Here is a 17141-nt window from a genome sequence, read left to right as displayed (position 1 = left end):
TAGGTAATAAAAGAAAGGCGCCGGCCTTTGCCGACGCTCTTCCTTTATTCTTAGCTTACTTTCTTAACGGCGTAGGTCGTCACGAATTCGTTTGACCAGGTCGTTCATGTGGGATTGAGCGCCTAAGCCAAATGACAAACCGAAACCGATTGCCAGGGCGGCGATAAGTCCAGTGAACATAATCACGATGAACTCACGAGCAACACCTAGGGCAAACATCGCTGTTATCGCGATGAAGATGTAAAGTGACCAACGCACTAAGGCGTCAACTACTTTACCTAACGTCAAACCAAGGCTGTCAACAGAAACTCGGGCGAGCTTTGCGAGAACATCTGTTAGCAAAGCACCCAAGACTACGAAGACAGCAACGCCGAGGACTTTAGGCACATAGAGCAAGATGCCTTCAAAGAACTCGCGCGCTCCCTCGACCTTAAGTACGGCTGCTGCCGGAATCAAAAAGGCCAAGATTACCACCCATTTGACAAACGCACCGGTAAACTCTGAGACGTCAGTACGTAGCTTTGCACGTCGCAAAACTTCGGTAAAACGGCTCTGATCGGCCAACGATTGCAAACGAACGGCTTGTAAAATCCGGGTTACTACATAACCCAAAATCATTCCCACAATTGCACCTATTAAAGCAATAATGACGGCGCCTACAATGTTGGGTGCAAAATCAACAATGCGGTCCCATGTATTTTGGAGAACATCTCTGACTTCAGTTCCCCATGTATCGATCACACTCATTCGACTCCTTTCTTATTATTTGTGATCACTTCCAAACGCGTGTCTCTGGTCATTTCATTCCCAAGAGAGCCACCGGACTCGTTGAAGTGCAATTTGTGCACTGTGACGAATATCCAGTAATTAATATACCTATACCCATCTTTGTCAAGAGTAGAGCATATATTAGTTAAGGTACAGCGAGCTCAAGATACTTTTTCTTTGCTAAATTCTGCTCAGCCCAAAGAAAAAGCTTTTTCATTTCTGCCGCCGAGGCAGTGTTGGTGTATTCTGCTGTATTCATGACTACACCGATGAGTAACCGATCGCCCAATCGGTAGGCGGCAACTAGGCTATGCCCTGCTTCATGCGTGAAGCCGGTTTTCACCCCTAAAGCATTCGGCATGTAGTACGGGGTGTCTGATTGAATAAGACGGTTGGTATTTTTTAATTCATGACGCTGCTGTCCATTAACTGAGGTAACCACTTCCTGCGGTGTGCTGACTATCTTCGAAAGTGCCTCGTTCTTAAGCAAAATCCTGGCGATATGCGCCAGTTCACGCGGCGTGGAGCGGCCTTTTTCATCATCTAGGCCAGCTGGATCTGACAGGACGGTATTCTTGAGGCCGTTTTTCGCCACGAATTCGTTCATTTTTTTAACAAATGTCTGGTAGTCGCCTGTTTTGCCTGAATATGCTTCTGCGATTGCAAACGCAGAGTCGTTTCCTGAATTTATAAGCAGCGCCTTGAGGAGGTTTAGAACAGTTATCTTCTCGTCGGTAAGTAAATTAACCTTCGAGCCCTCTATTCTTGTCGGGAAGGCGGTAGTTGTTGTCACATCGTCTAGTTTTAAGTTCTCAACGGCCGTAAGAGCGGTAATCATTTTGGTTGTTGAGGCAATAGGAATTGAAAGATCACCGTTACGATTTACCAGTATGTCCCCAGTTTCGCCATCCATCAAGATGTAAGATTTGGCGTAGATCGGTGCTGCGGGGGCCTTATCCTTTACGGCAAGGTATTCCTCGACACTATCTAAGCTTGCTAAGCTCGCCGTCTCAGTCGAGCCACTCGCAGAAGCGATTGGAGCGGTACTCCCTGAGCGAAGAAGAAAAAGTATTACGAGCAACGTCACTAATGAGAGAATGCGTGGTCGGTGACGTGTAGGTGTTTTGACGTAACTATTTAGCATCAGCTCTCTTAAGCCCCAACTCCTTTAGCTGTGACTCATCGATCGGGCTCGGGGCATTCATCATCAAATCACGACCGTCGCCCGCTTTAGCAAAGGCGATAACGTCACGAATTGAGTCTTCTTTCAGCAATATTGCGTAAAGCCGATCTAGGCCCGACGCAAAGCCACCATGCGGCGGCACGCCATACTGAAATGCTTCGATCAAATGGCCAAATTTAGCGGTTATCTCATCTTTACTGTGTCCTAGAAACTCAAACACTCTTTGAAGTACCTCAGGTTTGTGAATTCTAATACTGCCACCTGCAACCTCGCTACCATTTAGGACAAGGTCATACTGCTCGGCGAAGGCGTTCTTCGGGTCTTTCTCGAATTTATCCTCCCACTCCGCTGCTGGCGCGGTAAACGGATGGTGAACAGCTCCCCATCGCTTGTCGCCCTCTTTGTACTCAAACATTGGAAAGTCGACAATAAACGCAAAAGCCAGCTCATCAGGGTTGTTTTTATCTTTACGCAAGTCTGGTCGGTCGGTACCGTATTGCTTCATAACTTCGGCGTATTTCAAGCGCGGGAATGCAGCAAAAGTTAAAGATTTCTCCGGGAAAAGTGTTTTGACCAAATCTTTATAGGCGTCTTCCAGTAGCTCTAGAATCTCTTCCTGTGAACTAAAACTTAGTTCAACATCAAGCTGGCTAAATTCTGGTTGGCGATCGGCTCGGGCATCTTCATCGCGAAAGCAGCGAACGATCTGAAAATAACGTTCAGCGCCGGCTACCATCAGGAGTTGCTTGTACTGTTGTGGAGATTGCGGCAAAGCGTAGAAGTTGCCTGGCATAATGCGGCTCGGCACTAAATAGTCTCGTGCGCCTTCAGGCGTTGATTTGGAAATGTATGGGGTCTCCACCTCAATAAAGTCCTTATTAGTGAAGAAATCACGGATGAACTGATTCATTCTGTGCCTGGTGCGCAGGTTTTCGGCCATTTTGGTGCTGCGTAAGTCCAAATAGCGATATTTTAATCGCACGTCCTCTCCAACTTCGCGATCGTTCAAGGGTAGCGGTAATGGTTTAGCGACTGCCTCAACAGTTAATTTATCAACTTGTACCTCAACGGTGCCACTAATAATATTCGGGTTTACTAAATTTTGAGGACGTTTAGTAACCACACCTTCAACACTTATAACCGACTCGGGAGTCAGGTTCTGCACATCGTTCAACAAGGCGTCAGTTATGACGAGTTGCGTAATGCCCTTTCTGTCACGCAAGTCTATAAACGCAACCTTAGAGTGAAGACGAATAGTTTGCGCCCAACCACGAAGAAGGACCTTCTTGTCTACCTGCTGGTTAACTTCATTACTTAGTACCCGTGAGTGGTTTGTCATCTTATCTCAAATTTTACAGTAGTCTCCAGGTTATGGAAGATCTCCTCCTGGATTTTATTAGCCTCCTCGTCGGTGAGTGTTCTTTCTAGGCTCTGGAAAATAAGTCGAAAAGTTAGAGCAGCCTTGTCGCTACCTAATTTTTCATCAGAAGTGTATGTATCAATGTGCTCGACGACAAAAACTTTTCCCTCTCCACCAAGCTTTTTGACTATTGTGGAGGGCTGAATAGAAGAGTCCATCACTAACGTTACGTCGCGCACGGCAGGAGGAAACTTACTGATCGGCCGGTACTTCGGCAATTTCTCGATTGGTAGTACTTCGTCTGTCGTACCGTTAACCGTAGGAATTGGCAGTTCAGCAAAATAGACCCGTGACTGTTTGACGTCGCATTCATCACGGTCTGTTTGCGACACTTCTTCAAATCGTAATTCCGTGCCTAACACGCTTGATAATTTTTGATTCAACTCCTGAACTGCAGAGTCTTTGTAGCCGCTCGTAATTATACCTAGATAATTTTCTTCCTCAGGTTTAAAGACGTGTCCGCATTCATAAAGCATCGATTTACTTAAGTAAGGATTGCGCGCCAGGGTTTGTAGTAGGCCGTATTTTAGGGTGGGTCGCATTGCCGTTTGCGCCTTATTTCGAGGATTCTGGAGTTTTAGTGATCCTTCGGAAGTAAACGAATAGGACATTGTTTCGCTCAAGCCATATTTCGCCAGCAGACGTTTGATATCAAGGACGTTTTCGTACTCACCACTCTTGGCTGGAGCCTGGTTAGTGAGAGGTTTATCACCCAGCTCGTTCAAACCGATCATTTTCGCTACCTCTTCAGCTACATCGGCCACTATCGTCACGTCTTGTCGCCAGCTCGGTACGGTTAATTCAGGCTTGTCATAAGAAAAGCCAAGACGGTTTAAGTTTTCTAAATTCTTTTGGCTTACACTAACGCCGAGTACTCGGCTTATTTGTTCGGGCAATACCTCAATAATTGTGCGGACAGCCACTGCTTTATAGGGCTGGTAGCCACTTATTTTCACTCTTGGAACGTACTTTGTAAGCAAATACGCCACTCGCGATAACGAGACGCTGGCAAGTTTAGGGTCGACGCCGCGTTGGTTGCGATATGAAGCTTCGGTGTGTACTTTTGCTTCACGGCTATTGCGTCGAATAATTGCTCCGCCAAAAGTTGTCGCTTGAAAAACCACATTAGTTGTTTTTTCGCTGACGGCAGAGTTTTTGCCGCCCATCACACCCATGAGATCAACTACTTCATTGTTGTGGCGCTGTATCAGCAGGTCTTTCGGTAATTTATAGTTCTTACCGTCGAGAAGCATTACTTCTTCCCCCGAGCGAGACAAGTCTACCTCCAAGCCGCTGCTGATCTTACCGTAGTCGAAAACATGTAGCGGCAAGCCAAGTTCGTAGGTTAAGGCATTTGTGATATCGATCAACAGGTCTTTTGGCTGCAGCCCCAGAGTGGCTAGATATGCTTTAATTTCAGGAGGGCTTTCGGTGTGCTGATAATTGTCGATTTTAAGTAATTCATCGGCAGTAATAAAAGCCTTAGCTTTGTCGGTGATATTTAATTTTATGAAATCCGCTGGTTTCGGAAGCGGAGCGATTTCCGGCTCCGCTAGCTCGCCTAACTCAGTAAAATGAGCCGACAAATCACGCGATAGTCCGTATAACGACAAGGTGTCGCCACGATTGGGGAAGATCTTTACCTCAAGCGTATCGTCACGAACTACTTCGGCCTCATGGCCAATACTGGAGAGCTTATCCGCCAGCTCTTCGTCTGACCACGACAGGCTAGGTAAGAACTTCTTTAGGTGAGAACGCTTAATAAGCATTAGAATTGGGTTAGCAGACGATAATCGCCTGATAGTGGCAATCTGACGTCATCAATACCAGTCATGACGCCCAAAAGCCGCTCTAGGCCCATCCCAAAGGCAAAGCCGGTGTATTTCTTCGGGTCAATCTTCATGTTTCCGAGCACTTCTGGGTGAACCATCCCTGCGCCAAGTATTTCTTGCCACTGGCCACCCTTTTTTCGAAAATCTAATTCGATACCCGGCTCAACAAATGGGAAATAGCCAGGGCGGATGCGAAATTCCAGCGACTCACCGATCAAGTGCTTCATCATCTCCTTCAAAGTACCGATTAGGTGCTGGAAGGTAATATCCTCACCTATGACCAGCGCCTCTACTTGGTGGAATGTTGTGTTATGACCTGAATCAGTCGCCTCGTTGCGATAACAACGGCCTATAGAAAGCAAACGAACTGGGGGCTTTCGGCTTTCCATCGCCCGCAGCTGCATATTTGAGGTATGAGTTCTTAGCACTCGTCCATCCAGTAAGTAAAAAGTGTCGTGCTCATCCCGAGCCGGGTGATCGGCAAACACGCGCAGCTTGTCGAAGTTATACTCTTCACTCTCAGCTTCCGGCCCTAAAACGATCTCGAAACCAAGCGGCTTGAAGTACCCAACGACGAGCTCGGCAGTAGTGGTAAGTGGATGAAGGTGCCCAGTCATTTTAATTTTAGGACTGTCCGCTTACGTAGGATTAGCTCTGTTGCGATGGCGAGCAAAAACAGAACGATGAACGTGGCGGTGTTTAAGTAATCAACGCTACGAATCGCCAACAAGGCGATTATCAACAGGCCGCCTACAAGACCAAGACGCATCGCGCCAATAGTACTCTGCCAGCTCGGGATAGCTTGTAGTTTAAGGTAGTGAAAGCTGTATGTGGCAAAGAAAATAATACCGAAAACCGCGACTAGTAACGCTAAGTAGAATAGCGCGATCACATCAGCACTTGTTGGCGCCGTGTTAAATAAAACGGTAACCACTGTTCCTAGAGCAAAAATTGTCACAGCGAATATTAAGAACAGTAACACCTTCGTTTTCATTGTTTGTTATCCAGCTTGCTAAATAGCTCGTCGATTTTCTCTACTTCCCCGGTTTCAATTAGAAAAGCTAATTTGGGCGTGTAGCGGGTTTTGACGTATCTTTTCATAGCTGTCTGGATCTCGTGACGCTTGTTCTCGACTTTGGTTAAAATTTCTGGAGTAGTTTTAAGCCAAACGCGTCCGTGTTGATAAGATGGGTCAATCAAGACATAACTGACTGAGAGCTCAACTATATCCGGAAACTCCCTAAGTAGGACTGCGCCAAGCGCTTTTTTATAGGATTGATTGACTTGCTCTAACTTGTTTTTGGCCATGGCTTGAGCTTATTTTCTCCTGATACTACTAAACATTCAAGCAACCAAAAAACCGGCACATCTGCCGGTTTTTTATTAACGCTTTGCCCACTGTGGGGCGCGTCGAGCTTTTTTCAAACCAGGTTTCTTACGCTCAGTAATACGAGCATCACGAGTTAAATAGCCAGCTTTGCGAAGAGTTGAGCGGAAGTCTGGGTTTAATTCGACTAAGGCTCTGGCAATACCTAGAGCAATCGCATCTTTCTGGCCAGTAATTCCCCCGCCGCGAACAATAACTTCGGCGTCGAGCTCGCCAATACGTCCTACGAGTTCAAAAATTTGAGTTACTTTACGTGGCCAAGGCTTTTCCTTGCCATTGACGGTTAAAGTTCCGCGACCAGAATGAATTCTGGTTTGAGCAACTGCAGATTTTCTTCGGCCTACTCCAGTAAAAAGGTCGTCAGTTTTAGGCATTAGTTTCTCCTTGTTCGATTACTAGGCGCTTCATCCAGCGCGTACGTAAACGGTTGTTTGGCAACATATTTTTTACAGCATGTTCAATTATTCGTTCAGGGTGAGTTTCCTTCATCTCTTTGTAAGAAATTTCACGTAACGCTCCCGGGTACTGCGAATGTCGGTAATATTTTTTCTGCTCGGTCTTATTACCGGTCAGAACTATCTTACTGGCGTTTTTTACAATAACCTTATCGCCGTGATCTTCATTGAAAGTGAAACCGATTTTATTTTTACCGCGTAGAAGTACAGCGATCTCGGTAGCGAGACGGCCCAATATCTTTCCTTCAGCATCAATAGTGTGGGTTAGGGGTTTAGATACGGTCATGATGTCTTCTTACTAGGTTTAGCTGCCTTTGGTTTCGCAGCCTCTTTAGCTTCGACGGCTTTTGGTGACTCAACTTTTAGTGGAGCTATGAGCGCGACCATCGTCTGCGGCGCATTATCACCCTTACGGTTAGCAACTTTTAAACTACGCACAAACGTTGTTTCGCTGTCTTTATAGCGAGGCAATATCTCTTCAAAAACCTTAGCGATTGCTTTCTTATCAAGTAGGGTTGAGTGTGCCACTTTTTTTGCTCCCAGATCTTTATTGCGAATGGTGTTAAAAAATCGATTTGAGAACGGCACTAAATTGCGCGCCTTAGCGCTTGTGGTTGTGACAGCTTCGTAAAGTACCAATGACGTTAGCTGGCTCCGTAGCTCGGTCTGCTGAAAATCAGATAAGGCACGAACTACCCGGTACATTGTTACTTAACCTTTTTAGCAAGTTTCTTGGCAACTGCCTTTTTGGCTTTTGGCTCTTCGGTTATCTCAGCCTCAGAAACTTCTTCTTCAGAGACCTCGGTCTCAGCTTGTGACTCACCGCCAGAGAGGACGGAAAAGTGGTCAACGAGAATTGCTGAAGACTGTTCCAGCGCCTGATGTGGCGTAATAGAACCGTCTGTCTCAATCTCGATAATTAGTCTGTCAAAGTTAGTCATCTTACCAACACGGGTGTTCTCAGTGTTGAAGTTAACCCTTTTGACTGGTGAGAAAGCAGAGTCGATGGCGATAACACCAATTGGCAGCTTCTCTTCTTTGCGCATCTCGGTTGGGACGTAACCGCGGCCCTTCTCAACGGTTGCTTCGAGTAAGAGCTTGCCACCGGAAATTAGTTCCGCAATCGGTAGGTCTTTGTTAATAATTTCCACACCTGTTGGACATTTAAAATCACCAGCTTTGGTCTTCTTCTCGCCCTTAGCGTCAAGAATTATGACCTGCGGCTCATCTGACTCGACACGTAGACGGACTTGTTTGAGGTTAAGAATTAAATCGACAACGTCTTGGCGTACGCCTTTGATGGTCGTAAATTCGTGATTAACGCCGTCAATGCGGATAGATGTGATCGCGGCACCAGGTAGAGATGACAGCAAAACGCGACGCAAGGCGTTACCGACAGTCAAACCAAAACCTGGCAGAAGTGGTTCGACGACAAAAGTACCAGTGTCGCCGCTGGTGTCCTGGACTTTGACCTGCATTAATGAAACTTCAGGTAGTTGGTAAGACATTTTTATAGTACCTCCAAATTCAATATTTCTTGTAAATTGTACCAGTTACTTTGAGTGCTATCAAGATATGGCATTGCTATTATCGTGAGTAGAACTCAATGACTTTTTGGGTATCAAACTCAACTGCGATAGCTTGAGCTTGAGAAGTGAGTTTGAAACGTTCCATCTTACCTGGAGTAAAACTCAATTACCTTCTGCGTATCAAACTCAATCGGTAGCTCAGTTTCTGTCGGCAGGGATTTTACGGTAATTTTTAGCGCCTTTTTGTCGACGTCCAACCAGTCAAGTTCGACAGTTTCAGGCCTAAGCTGAACCAACCCCTTGTCGTGCGGCTCAATTACATCACCTGCTTTAACGGAAATAGAAGGAATATCAACGCGTACACCGTTTAGTCTGAAGTGGCGGTGTCCAACAAGTTGACGAGCGTGAGCTCTGCTGAGGGCAAACCCAGCCCGGAAAAGGACGTTATCAATACGACGCTCCAATGATTCAAGCAATGCTCGGCCAGTTTGACCGTGCTGTTTTGTGGCTGTTTCGAAGTAGCGGCGAAACTGTTTCTCTCGTAGACCGTAATTGTTACGGAGACGCTGTTTCTCTTGTAACTGCGAGCCGTACTCGCTTATTTTCTTCTGTCGGGATTGTGGCTTTTGAATTGGCATCTGATTAAACCCTTCGGGCTTTCTTAGGACGGCAACCGTTATGTGGTAACGGGGTGACGTCTTTGATCTCAACGGTCTTTAGACCAGTGCCAACGATCGCTCGCAGGGCAGCGTCGCGGCCATTTCCGGCGCCGGAGACGAAGACGTGAGCTAATTGCGGCTCGTAGGGGGCGATTTTATCAAGTAGGTTCTTCATCGCGATGCCAGCGGCATACGGCGTGCCTTTTTTTGTCCCTTTGAAGCCCGAACCTCCTGATGAAGCCCAACCAAGAACTCGACCCGTACGAAAAGAACTGGCGGTAATAATTGTGTTATTAAATGAAGCGTGAATTGAGAGACGAATTTCTTCGACTTTTTCAACAGGTTTACGGGATTTTGGAGCTGATTTCTGGGTTTTAGTTGCCATTTTTAAGTCTTGTCTGCGGCTTTACGCTTTCCGCTACCAACAGTAACCCGTTTGCCGCGTTTCGTACGAGCGTTTGTTTTGGTACGCTGTCCGTGTACCGGTAAATTACGTCGATGGCGAACGCCGCGATAGCTGTTAATATCTTTTAATCTCCTGACATTTTGGCTCACGACCTGACGTAAATCGCCCTCAACTGTGTATTCTTTTTCAACAATGGTACGAATCTTATCAATCTCGGTCTCGTTGAGCTCAGAAAACTTCGGATTGGCCTTGATGCCAGCTTTTTCGAGAATAGTTTTGCCGTTTGAGGGACCGACGCCGTAGACATACCCTAAGCCAATCTCGACTCGTTTGTTATCTGGAATATTCACACCGGCAATTCGTGGCATATTTTAACCTTGACGCTGCTTATGACGTGGATTCTGGCAGATAACATAAAGTACGCCCCGTCGACGGACGGTTTTACACTTTGAGCAACGTTTTTTTGTACCTGCATGAACTTTCATTAATTAGTATAAGTGAGCTTCCTAAATAAGATTTTACCTTAAATATCCCTATTTGTCAGCCCTGGTTCTAGGTTAGACGGCGCGTAATTCTGCCCTTAGTAAGATCGTAAGGACTGAGTTCGACCGTTACCCTGTCTCCAGGTAGGATTTTGATACGGTGTTTTCTAATTTTTCCTGAAACGTAACCTAAAACACCCTGACCGTTATCCAACGTAATGCGGAATTGGGTATTTGGTAGCGCTTCGTCTACCTGTCCGTCAACGGCAATGACACCTTCTTTTTCCATTCAGGAGCACAATCGCGGACTCGGAAAAACAATCCGGGACATTTCGTTGTTGGACATCTGTTGATAGTATGTCATTTCTTGCTCGTTTTTTCAACGGGGGCGCTGAGAACTACGGGCTCATCCTCTGTAATTAGAATGGTATGCTCAAAATGAGCCGTAACCACGTCCTCTTTCGCGGCAACAGTCCAACCGTCGGCAAGAATAACTACCTTCACGTCGCGAATAGCTGTGATAGGCTCGACGGCAATTACCATACCGGCCTGGAGCGCTACTCCCTGTCCTGGACGACCGTAGTTGGGTACGGTGGGCGCCTCTTGAAGCGTGGTGCCGACGCCGTGCCCGGTCAGCTCTTCGATCACAGCGAATCCCGCTTTCTCGACAATTCCTTGTACGCACGCGCCGATATCACCTGTAGTATGACCTGGTCGGCATAGTTTAACCGCTTCCTCGAGCGCAATTCGCGTAGTGTCGATAAGCCGTTGGTTGGTGGTAGTGATCTTACCGACGCCGTATGTACGTGCCGTATCGACTAGCATGCCATCGTTGTTGATACCGATATCAACCGCTACAACATCACCATCATCAAGTTCGTAGTCATACGGAATCCCATGAACGATGGCTGAATTAACCGATAGGCAGGTTGTCGCTGGGTAGCCTTTGTAGCCCAAGAAAGCGGGCTTGAAACCCGCCTCTTTAATCCGTTTGTTTGCCAGAACCTCAATTTCAAGTAGATTTCGTCCAGGTTTGATAAAGCTATTTAGCTCTTCAAAAAAATCGTACGCGACGAGGCCGGCTTGTTGCTGTTTAGCTAATTTCTTAGGATCCATTAAGTAACGGCTCGAGTTGTTCTATTATATCCTCACTTACTTGCTCGACAGAACCTGAGCCGTCAACTTCAAGCAGTCGGTGATGCTCTCGTATGAACTCAAGCACCGGTATTGTTTCGGCGTGGTAGGTGGCAAATCGTTGTTTTAATGCCTCCTCCGTATCATCGGCGCGGTGCACGACCTGCCCGTTTAGGGTTTCGGTTCGTTTTCTTATACGCTCCAACGCCGTTTCCTGACGAAGATTGACGAAAACTCCAATAACCTTCATGCCCGACGACTCAATCACTTCCTGGACAGTACCCCATTGTTCCAATGAACGAGGGAAGCCATCAGAAACAAGTCCGGCCCGAGCGCTATTTTCTTCGGTAAAGTTAACGAAGAGCCTGTTCAAGTAGTGGTGCGGTACAAGTACTCCTTTTTCCATGGCAGACTCAATATCATCCGATCCCGGCTTTTTGGCGGCGACATACGCACGCAGTTGCTTCCCAGCCTCAAATAAGGCCATGTCGAATTTTTTCGCCACCATCTCAGCCTGGGTAGTTTTGCCTGAGCCTTGCGGACCGCTGACAATAACCAAATATTTCATTCGCTCCTGCTTTCCACATAGAGCAGCACCCACAGGCCTTTTTGTCCTTTAGTTTTAGGTTGAACTAGGCCGATATAGTTGAGTTTCCCCTCGCCCTTAGCTTCAACTAAGGCCGTGCCACGCGAGTAATCTGCCTCCATAAGTTTCATTTGATCATTTTCGTCAATATTAAAATACGGCACAGCGTTCTTCTTCACAACTGCAACTGGGTCGTACCACTCGCTCGAATCCTTGTCACGGAGCTCTCTATTAAGCTCGGAAGCCTTCTCTTCGTTCAACGTGAAATTGACCCGGTAGTAGTCGGTCTCGCGACTCAATTTAGGTATCGCGAGCGGATAATCAGCCTGTATTAAGTTCTCATCCTTTAAACCGTTTGCAGCTTTAACAATGAGCCACGAAACGCCCATCTTCTCACCAATCGCAAATAGTGATTCTTTCGGCTGAACTTTATAAACGTTTGACGGGTAGCTTAGCCGGCCTTTTGGTTCAGCCGGAGCGGTTAAACCGTCAATTTTGTCCGGACCGCTCGACTGTTCTTGTGGGAGAGAATCGGCTTGGAAAGTAGGTTCGGCGCTATTCTTACTTTTACTCGAGCCACTCTTATTGTAGAAATATAACGTTGAACCGCTCAAGAAACCGAACACAATAAGAACCACGAAAAGGGTTAAGGGTGAGGCGCTCATCAATCGGATTGTATCATGAGGCTTTTAAACAGTGTCGTAACGTCTTAGCGAGATTTGGCCGGCTAACTGACGACTGGTGTCGATCACAACTGAAACCACGATTAAGACGCTAGTGCCGCCAATCACCAGCGACGGCATATTTAGCGTGCCTTGCAGTATAGTCGGCAGCACAGCAATCACTGCTAAGAAAATAGCGCCAATGACTGTAATTCGACTAATCGTATATTTCAGGAACTGTGCGGTTTCTGTTCCGGGCCTAACTCCTGGAATAAATCCACTCTGTTTCTGCAAATTTTCTGCCAGTTGTTTAGGCTCGATAATGATATACGTGTAGAAAAAGGTGAAAACAAAAACCAGCACAGCGTACATAATCGCGTAGTACGTGTCGTTACCAACAAATGCGGTAACTTTATTCGAAAAATCGACCAAAGACTCCGATTTGGCCGTACTTAAGAATCGGGCAGCGACAGCGGGGAAGGTTAGAAAACTTAAAGCAAAAATAATCGGTACGACGCCAGCCGTGTTGACTCGAAGCGGCAAGTAGCTATCCACCGGCGAACCTAAACCGCCGATCGGACCGGCTGAACGCTTGGCGTAGGTAACCGGAATTTTCCGTTCGGCTTCATTGATGAAGATAATAACCGCGATGGTAAGTAGAGCGATGGCGGCGAAAATAAGCACGCTTATGACAGCGCCCGACTCAAAAGTATTGGCGGTATTCACAAGCTGTTGCGGCAAGCCAGCAACGATCCCAAGGGCAATAATTAACGAAATGCCGTTCCCTATCCCCTTCTCCGAGATTAATTCGCCTAACCACATCACGAAGACACTGGTAACAGTTAAGGCAAGCAGAATTAGAAACATCTCTTGTCCACCGATATTGGTAAGCACGTTCTGGCTCTTCAGCAGGGCGATCATGCCGTAGCCTTGTACTACAGCTAGCGGAACGGTCAAATAACGACTGTATTGGTTCAGCTTTTCCCGCTCAGAACCGCCCTCTTTGCTCATCGCGTCCCAGGCAGGTATGGCCTTAGTTAGAAGCTGAACGATGATCGAGCCGGTAATATACGGCCCAACGCCTAGTAGGTCGATCGAAAGCTGCGACAACGCACCCCCGGTAAACAAGCTAAGTACACCAAATATTTGGTTCTCAGATTGACCAAGGAATTGTGACAGTTGCTCACGATCGATCTGGGGAAGCGGAATATGAGCGATAACTCTGACTAAAGCAAGTATAAAGAGCGTGAAGAAGATTTTGTTGCGTAGATCCCGGCTCTTAAAAACCTGAAGAATTGTTTCCCACATTGTTAGCTAAGTCGTATCATATCCGCACCAAGCTCCTCAAGCTGTTCGTCCCAGGCGCCCCCACCCTGAAACTGAATCATGATTTTTGTAGGGACTTTGAAACTTTAATTGAATCAAACGTGACGGTAACCTTCAGGTCTTGACCCTTGATAAGCTTAACGCCGCTTGTAAGTTCGGTTTTGCGAGCGATATTCTTCTCAACAATCGTCGCCGGGGAAACAACTTCCCCTTCTTTATAGAAACGGTTTACCAGGTCGGTAGTTAAGACGTACGGCCGTTTGACCTTGTGGCGAAAACCTCTGACTTTTGGCATTTTTCGCCATAGCGGCGTTTGACCACCTTCAAACCACGGGCTTATTTTGGAGTTAGAACCAGTACGAGATTTCTGTCCTTTCGTACCACGACCAGCAGTTTTACCGCCGCCAGCGGAAATGCCACGTCCAACCCGTTTAGCCTTTTTGTGATGCTCGCCTTTAAAGAGTTCAGTTAGGCTCATGATTTTCCTCTTTGTGTGACGAACGTATTGCGGGCTTTAAGAATTTTCAGTGCATGATACGTGGCCATGGCGCTATTTAAGGTGTTGCTGCTACCAAGAGCCTTACTAACGATATTTTTAACACCGGCCAATTCCAAAACAGGTCGAACCGCGCCGCCGGCAATAATGGAGTGCCCCTTCGGAGCTGGTTTGAGTAATACCGCAGTCGTTCCGAATGTGTAACTGACCTGATGTGGGATTGTGTCGTTAGTTAACGGAACAACAATCACCGTTTTCATGGCAGCGTTAGTTGCTTTGGCGATAGCGCCCTGAACGTCATTGGCCTTGGCAGTAGCAACACCTACTTTGCCGCTAAGGTTGCCAACAACCACCATCGCTCGGAAGCGAATACGGCGACCACCAGCAACAGTGCGCGATATGCGATCAATAGCAATTACTTTATGGTCAAACGACGGCTCGGGAGCGCTGACAGTGGTTTCTTCCAGAATTTCTTTGGTTTCGTCTCGTGTCATGATCTCCTTAAATCTTTAATCCTGCCTCGCGCGCTGCTTCACAAAGTGCTTTAACTGCTCCTGAATAAGCAAAACCAGCACGATCGAAGACTGCCGTACTGATTTTGGCATCCTTGGCGAGTTTTGCTATTTCGGTACCGACAGCTTTGGCTTTCAGACTGAGGCTGCCGCTAGATTTTAACGAATTGGCGGCGACGAGAGTTTTTCCAGTTGCGTCATCAATTAACTGGGCATAAACCTGATTCAAACTACGAAAAACTGTTAAGCGTGGGCGCTTAGCGTCACCAACAACAGTGTGTCGGAGTTTGGTTTTGATGCGCATTCTGCGTTCAAGGGCAGTCATATTACGCTCCCGCCTTTACGGCTTTACCTTGTTTCATACGTACCTGTTCGCCCTGGTAGCGGATACCTTTGCCTTTATATGGCTCCGGCGGCCTGACGGCGCGAATTTCAGCGCAGAATTGACCGAGTTTTTGCTTATCGGCTCCGGAAATACTGATGATATTTTTTTCAATTTTGACCTGGAGACCCTCTGGAACGGGCATTTTTACTGAATGGGTGAAGCCTACTTGTAAAACTAGCTCCGGCCCTTCTATAGCAGCCCTATAACCGATACCAACCAGCTCAAGACGTTTCTCGAAACCGGCTGAGACCCCAACGATAGCGTTACGGATTAAATTGCGGATCGTGCCGTGCAATGCTTTGTGCGGCTTAGCGTCGCTAATTCGGTTAACCAAAATTTGGTTCTCTTTCTGCGTAACAATGACACCGTGCGGCAAATTTACTTCAAGCACGCCTAAACTCCCGCGTGCGGTAAGCTTGGTTGGAGTTAACTCGACGTTGACACCCTCTGTTACTGGTATAGGACGAATTCCGACTCGTGACATTACCAGACCTCGCAGATTAATTCTCCGCCAACCTTTTGTTTTTTTGCTTGGTTGCCGGTCATCACACCTTTTGGCGTTGAAAGTAAAACTGTTCCTAAGCCGCTGTGTGGCGTCGGAATTTCAGCGGAGCGAACGTAGCGACGGATTCCTGGCTTACTGAGACGCTTGATATGAGAAACTGGCGTATCCTCAGCTAGGGTAATTGTCAGCATGTACCCTGACTGCTCAAATCCCTGAATGAAACCGAGCGTTTTGAGCTGCTGGGCGATTGACACCACAACTTTAGAGCTACGGACATTGATAACTTCCTTGCCGGTAGCGCTGGCGTTACGGATTTGTGTAATTAAATCAGAAACAATATCGGTAAACATTACCAAGAAGCCTTTCTGACACCAGGAATTTCACCCTTAGAGGCACGTTCACGAAAACAGATGCGACAGATATCAAAAGCCCGCAAATAACCGCGATTTCGGCCACACAAAGCACAGCGGTTAACGTGTCTAACCTTGAACTTCGATGGTTTCCTGGTGGTGAATCGTTTGCTTGCCATATTATTCAATTAATTTTAGTCGATTTTTACAGGTAAGCCAAGGGTTTGAAGTAGTTTGAACGACTTCTCGCGGCTAGAATTACGAAAATTGAGTGTGATTGACATACCGAACGGCTTATCGAGGGCGCTGTGGCCGAGCTCGGCAAAAGGAGACGTATCGCCGAGGCCGATATTTAAATTGCCCTGAGCGTCGAAGCTGCTAGCAGCAAAGCCACGGAACTCACGGATTCTCGGCAAGGTAACGTTGATCAGACGATTCAGAAAATCGTACATCTTACCGCCGCGCAGCGTCACTCTCATGCCAACTTCTTCGCCTTCGCGCAGTTTGAAACCAGCAATCGACTTGCGCGCTTTGGTGATAGCTGGCTTTTGGCCGGTAATTTGCTTCAACGCGCCTTCAACGTAGGCTAACATATCCTTATTACCTCGAAGACGGCCAGTACCGACGTTGACGCTAATTTTCGCCAATTTCGGCAAAGCATTAACGTTATCCACCTCAAGGATGCCAGTAAGATCCTGACGTTGTTTGCTATATCGCTCTTTGAAATCGATTAATGACATGGTTATTTTTCTCGTCGGACAATGTCGCCGCTTCGCTTCGAAACTCGCTGCTTATCACTACCCTTAATGGCGTAACCGATTCTAGTAGGTTTGTTCTGAGCCGGGTCAAGTAACATAACATTACTAATATGAATAGGCAAAGTGATGTCGATGATGCCACCTTGCGGGTTCTTGGCCGACTTTTTAAGGTGTTTTTTGGCCATATTGGCACCGACTACTACGACTTTGTGTTTTTTCGGTAATACTCGATCAACTAGGCCGGTTTTACCCTTATCCTTGCCTGCAATAATTAGTACCTTGTCGCCTTTAATTATTTTCGACATT

General features: G+C 46.9%; 28 protein-coding genes. All 28 read right to left on the bottom strand.

Going from position 1 to position 17141, the window contains the following annotated elements:
• Positions 1 to 63: 63 nt before the first annotated feature.
• Entirely contained in the window at positions 64 to 747 is a 684-nt protein-coding gene (locus tag HY845_02230; GenBank protein ID QQG52130.1) for a hypothetical protein, read from the bottom strand.
• Positions 748 to 913: 166 nt separating this feature from the next.
• Positions 914 to 1912 (bottom strand): D-alanyl-D-alanine carboxypeptidase, encoded by a 999-nt coding sequence (locus HY845_02225; protein ID QQG52129.1) that lies wholly within the window; start codon positions 1910 to 1912, stop codon positions 914 to 916.
• A complete protein-coding gene (locus tag HY845_02220; GenBank protein ID QQG52128.1) occupies positions 1902 to 3290 on the bottom strand; it encodes an aspartate--tRNA ligase in 1389 nt (462 codons plus the stop codon). Before HY845_02220 ends, HY845_02225 begins: the two co-directional genes overlap by 11 nt.
• Entirely contained in the window at positions 3287 to 5140 is a 1854-nt protein-coding gene (locus HY845_02215; GenBank protein ID QQG52127.1) for a phenylalanine--tRNA ligase subunit beta, read from the bottom strand. Before HY845_02215 ends, HY845_02220 begins: the two co-directional genes overlap by 4 nt.
• Positions 5140 to 5820 carry a phenylalanine--tRNA ligase subunit alpha gene (gene pheS, locus HY845_02210; GenBank protein QQG52126.1) on the bottom strand — a complete coding sequence of 227 codons (681 nt, stop codon included), beginning with the start codon at positions 5818 to 5820 and terminating at the stop codon, positions 5140 to 5142. The genes HY845_02215 and pheS overlap by 1 nt, the downstream gene beginning before the upstream one ends.
• Complete coding sequence (locus HY845_02205) at positions 5817 to 6197, bottom strand: hypothetical protein (GenBank protein QQG52125.1); 381 nt, start codon at positions 6195 to 6197, stop codon at positions 5817 to 5819. The genes pheS and HY845_02205 overlap by 4 nt, the downstream gene beginning before the upstream one ends.
• Positions 6194 to 6511: a ribosome-binding factor A gene (locus HY845_02200; GenBank protein QQG52124.1), complete on the bottom strand. Its 318-nt coding sequence runs from the start codon at positions 6509 to 6511 to the stop codon at positions 6194 to 6196. The genes HY845_02205 and HY845_02200 overlap by 4 nt, the downstream gene beginning before the upstream one ends.
• A 75-nt stretch (positions 6512 to 6586) precedes the next feature.
• On the bottom strand, positions 6587 to 6964 hold the full coding sequence (gene rpsI, locus HY845_02195) for a 30S ribosomal protein S9 (protein ID QQG52123.1): 378 nt from the start codon (positions 6962 to 6964) through the stop codon (positions 6587 to 6589).
• Positions 6957 to 7331 carry a 50S ribosomal protein L13 gene (rplM, locus tag HY845_02190; protein QQG52122.1) on the bottom strand — a complete coding sequence of 125 codons (375 nt, stop codon included), beginning with the start codon at positions 7329 to 7331 and terminating at the stop codon, positions 6957 to 6959. The genes rpsI and rplM overlap by 8 nt, the downstream gene beginning before the upstream one ends.
• Positions 7328 to 7750: a L17 family ribosomal protein gene (locus HY845_02185; GenBank protein QQG52121.1), complete on the bottom strand. Its 423-nt coding sequence runs from the start codon at positions 7748 to 7750 to the stop codon at positions 7328 to 7330. Before HY845_02185 ends, rplM begins: the two co-directional genes overlap by 4 nt.
• A gap of 2 nt (positions 7751 to 7752) precedes the next feature.
• Positions 7753 to 8553, bottom strand: a complete 801-nt coding sequence (locus HY845_02180; protein QQG52120.1) for a DNA-directed RNA polymerase subunit alpha — start codon at positions 8551 to 8553, stop codon at positions 7753 to 7755.
• A 167-nt stretch (positions 8554 to 8720) separates the two neighbouring features.
• Positions 8721 to 9212 (bottom strand): 30S ribosomal protein S4, encoded by a 492-nt coding sequence (gene rpsD / locus HY845_02175; GenBank protein QQG52119.1) that lies wholly within the window; start codon positions 9210 to 9212, stop codon positions 8721 to 8723.
• 4 nt (positions 9213 to 9216) lie between these two features.
• Positions 9217 to 9618: a 30S ribosomal protein S11 gene (rpsK, locus tag HY845_02170; GenBank protein ID QQG52118.1), complete on the bottom strand. Its 402-nt coding sequence runs from the start codon at positions 9616 to 9618 to the stop codon at positions 9217 to 9219.
• Positions 9619 to 9620: 2 nt separating this feature from the next.
• Positions 9621 to 10007 (bottom strand): 30S ribosomal protein S13, encoded by a 387-nt coding sequence (gene rpsM / locus HY845_02165; GenBank protein QQG52117.1) that lies wholly within the window; start codon positions 10005 to 10007, stop codon positions 9621 to 9623.
• A gap of 3 nt (positions 10008 to 10010) precedes the next feature.
• The gene (rpmJ, locus tag HY845_02160) at positions 10011 to 10124 is read right to left on the bottom strand and encodes a 50S ribosomal protein L36 (protein QQG52116.1); all 114 of its coding nucleotides are present in this window, start codon (positions 10122 to 10124) and stop codon (positions 10011 to 10013) included.
• A gap of 67 nt (positions 10125 to 10191) precedes the next feature.
• Positions 10192 to 10410, bottom strand: a complete 219-nt coding sequence (gene infA / locus HY845_02155; protein ID QQG52115.1) for a translation initiation factor IF-1 — start codon at positions 10408 to 10410, stop codon at positions 10192 to 10194.
• Positions 10411 to 10481: 71 nt separating this feature from the next.
• The gene (gene map, locus HY845_02150) at positions 10482 to 11237 is read right to left on the bottom strand and encodes a type I methionyl aminopeptidase (protein QQG52114.1); all 756 of its coding nucleotides are present in this window, start codon (positions 11235 to 11237) and stop codon (positions 10482 to 10484) included.
• A complete protein-coding gene (locus HY845_02145) occupies positions 11227 to 11823 on the bottom strand; it encodes a nucleoside monophosphate kinase (GenBank protein QQG52113.1) in 597 nt (198 codons plus the stop codon). Before HY845_02145 ends, map begins: the two co-directional genes overlap by 11 nt.
• Positions 11820 to 12506, bottom strand: coding sequence for a LysM peptidoglycan-binding domain-containing protein (locus HY845_02140; GenBank protein QQG52112.1), 687 nt, complete (start codon positions 12504 to 12506; stop codon positions 11820 to 11822). The genes HY845_02145 and HY845_02140 overlap by 4 nt, the downstream gene beginning before the upstream one ends.
• Positions 12507 to 12530: 24 nt before the next feature.
• Positions 12531 to 13811, bottom strand: coding sequence for a preprotein translocase subunit SecY (gene secY / locus HY845_02135; GenBank protein ID QQG52111.1), 1281 nt, complete (start codon positions 13809 to 13811; stop codon positions 12531 to 12533).
• A gap of 76 nt (positions 13812 to 13887) precedes the next feature.
• A complete protein-coding gene (gene rplO, locus HY845_02130; GenBank protein ID QQG52110.1) occupies positions 13888 to 14307 on the bottom strand; it encodes a 50S ribosomal protein L15 in 420 nt (139 codons plus the stop codon).
• Positions 14304 to 14819 (bottom strand): 30S ribosomal protein S5, encoded by a 516-nt coding sequence (gene rpsE, locus HY845_02125; protein ID QQG52109.1) that lies wholly within the window; start codon positions 14817 to 14819, stop codon positions 14304 to 14306. Before rpsE ends, rplO begins: the two co-directional genes overlap by 4 nt.
• 7 nt (positions 14820 to 14826) lie before the next feature.
• Positions 14827 to 15162, bottom strand: a complete 336-nt coding sequence (locus HY845_02120; protein QQG52108.1) for a 50S ribosomal protein L18 — start codon at positions 15160 to 15162, stop codon at positions 14827 to 14829.
• A 1-nt stretch (position 15163) separates the two neighbouring features.
• Positions 15164 to 15706, bottom strand: coding sequence for a 50S ribosomal protein L6 (gene rplF / locus HY845_02115; GenBank protein QQG52107.1), 543 nt, complete (start codon positions 15704 to 15706; stop codon positions 15164 to 15166).
• On the bottom strand, positions 15706 to 16077 hold the full coding sequence (gene rpsH, locus HY845_02110) for a 30S ribosomal protein S8 (protein ID QQG52106.1): 372 nt from the start codon (positions 16075 to 16077) through the stop codon (positions 15706 to 15708). Before rpsH ends, rplF begins: the two co-directional genes overlap by 1 nt.
• Complete coding sequence (locus tag HY845_02105; protein QQG52105.1) at positions 16077 to 16256, bottom strand: type Z 30S ribosomal protein S14; 180 nt, start codon at positions 16254 to 16256, stop codon at positions 16077 to 16079. The genes rpsH and HY845_02105 overlap by 1 nt, the downstream gene beginning before the upstream one ends.
• A gap of 15 nt (positions 16257 to 16271) precedes the next feature.
• Positions 16272 to 16817: a 50S ribosomal protein L5 gene (gene rplE, locus HY845_02100; protein QQG52104.1), complete on the bottom strand. Its 546-nt coding sequence runs from the start codon at positions 16815 to 16817 to the stop codon at positions 16272 to 16274.
• 2 nt (positions 16818 to 16819) lie between these two features.
• Positions 16820 to 17140 carry a 50S ribosomal protein L24 gene (gene rplX / locus HY845_02095; GenBank protein ID QQG52103.1) on the bottom strand — a complete coding sequence of 107 codons (321 nt, stop codon included), beginning with the start codon at positions 17138 to 17140 and terminating at the stop codon, positions 16820 to 16822.
• Between the last annotated feature and the right edge of the window lies 1 nt (position 17141).

This window comes from Candidatus Berkelbacteria bacterium (assembly GCA_016432625.1).
Lineage (GTDB): Bacteria > Patescibacteriota > UBA1384 > 2-12-FULL-50-11 > 2-12-FULL-50-11.
Note: the sequence above shows the minus strand (reverse complement) of the source record. Positions and strands in the feature narration are given on the sequence as shown.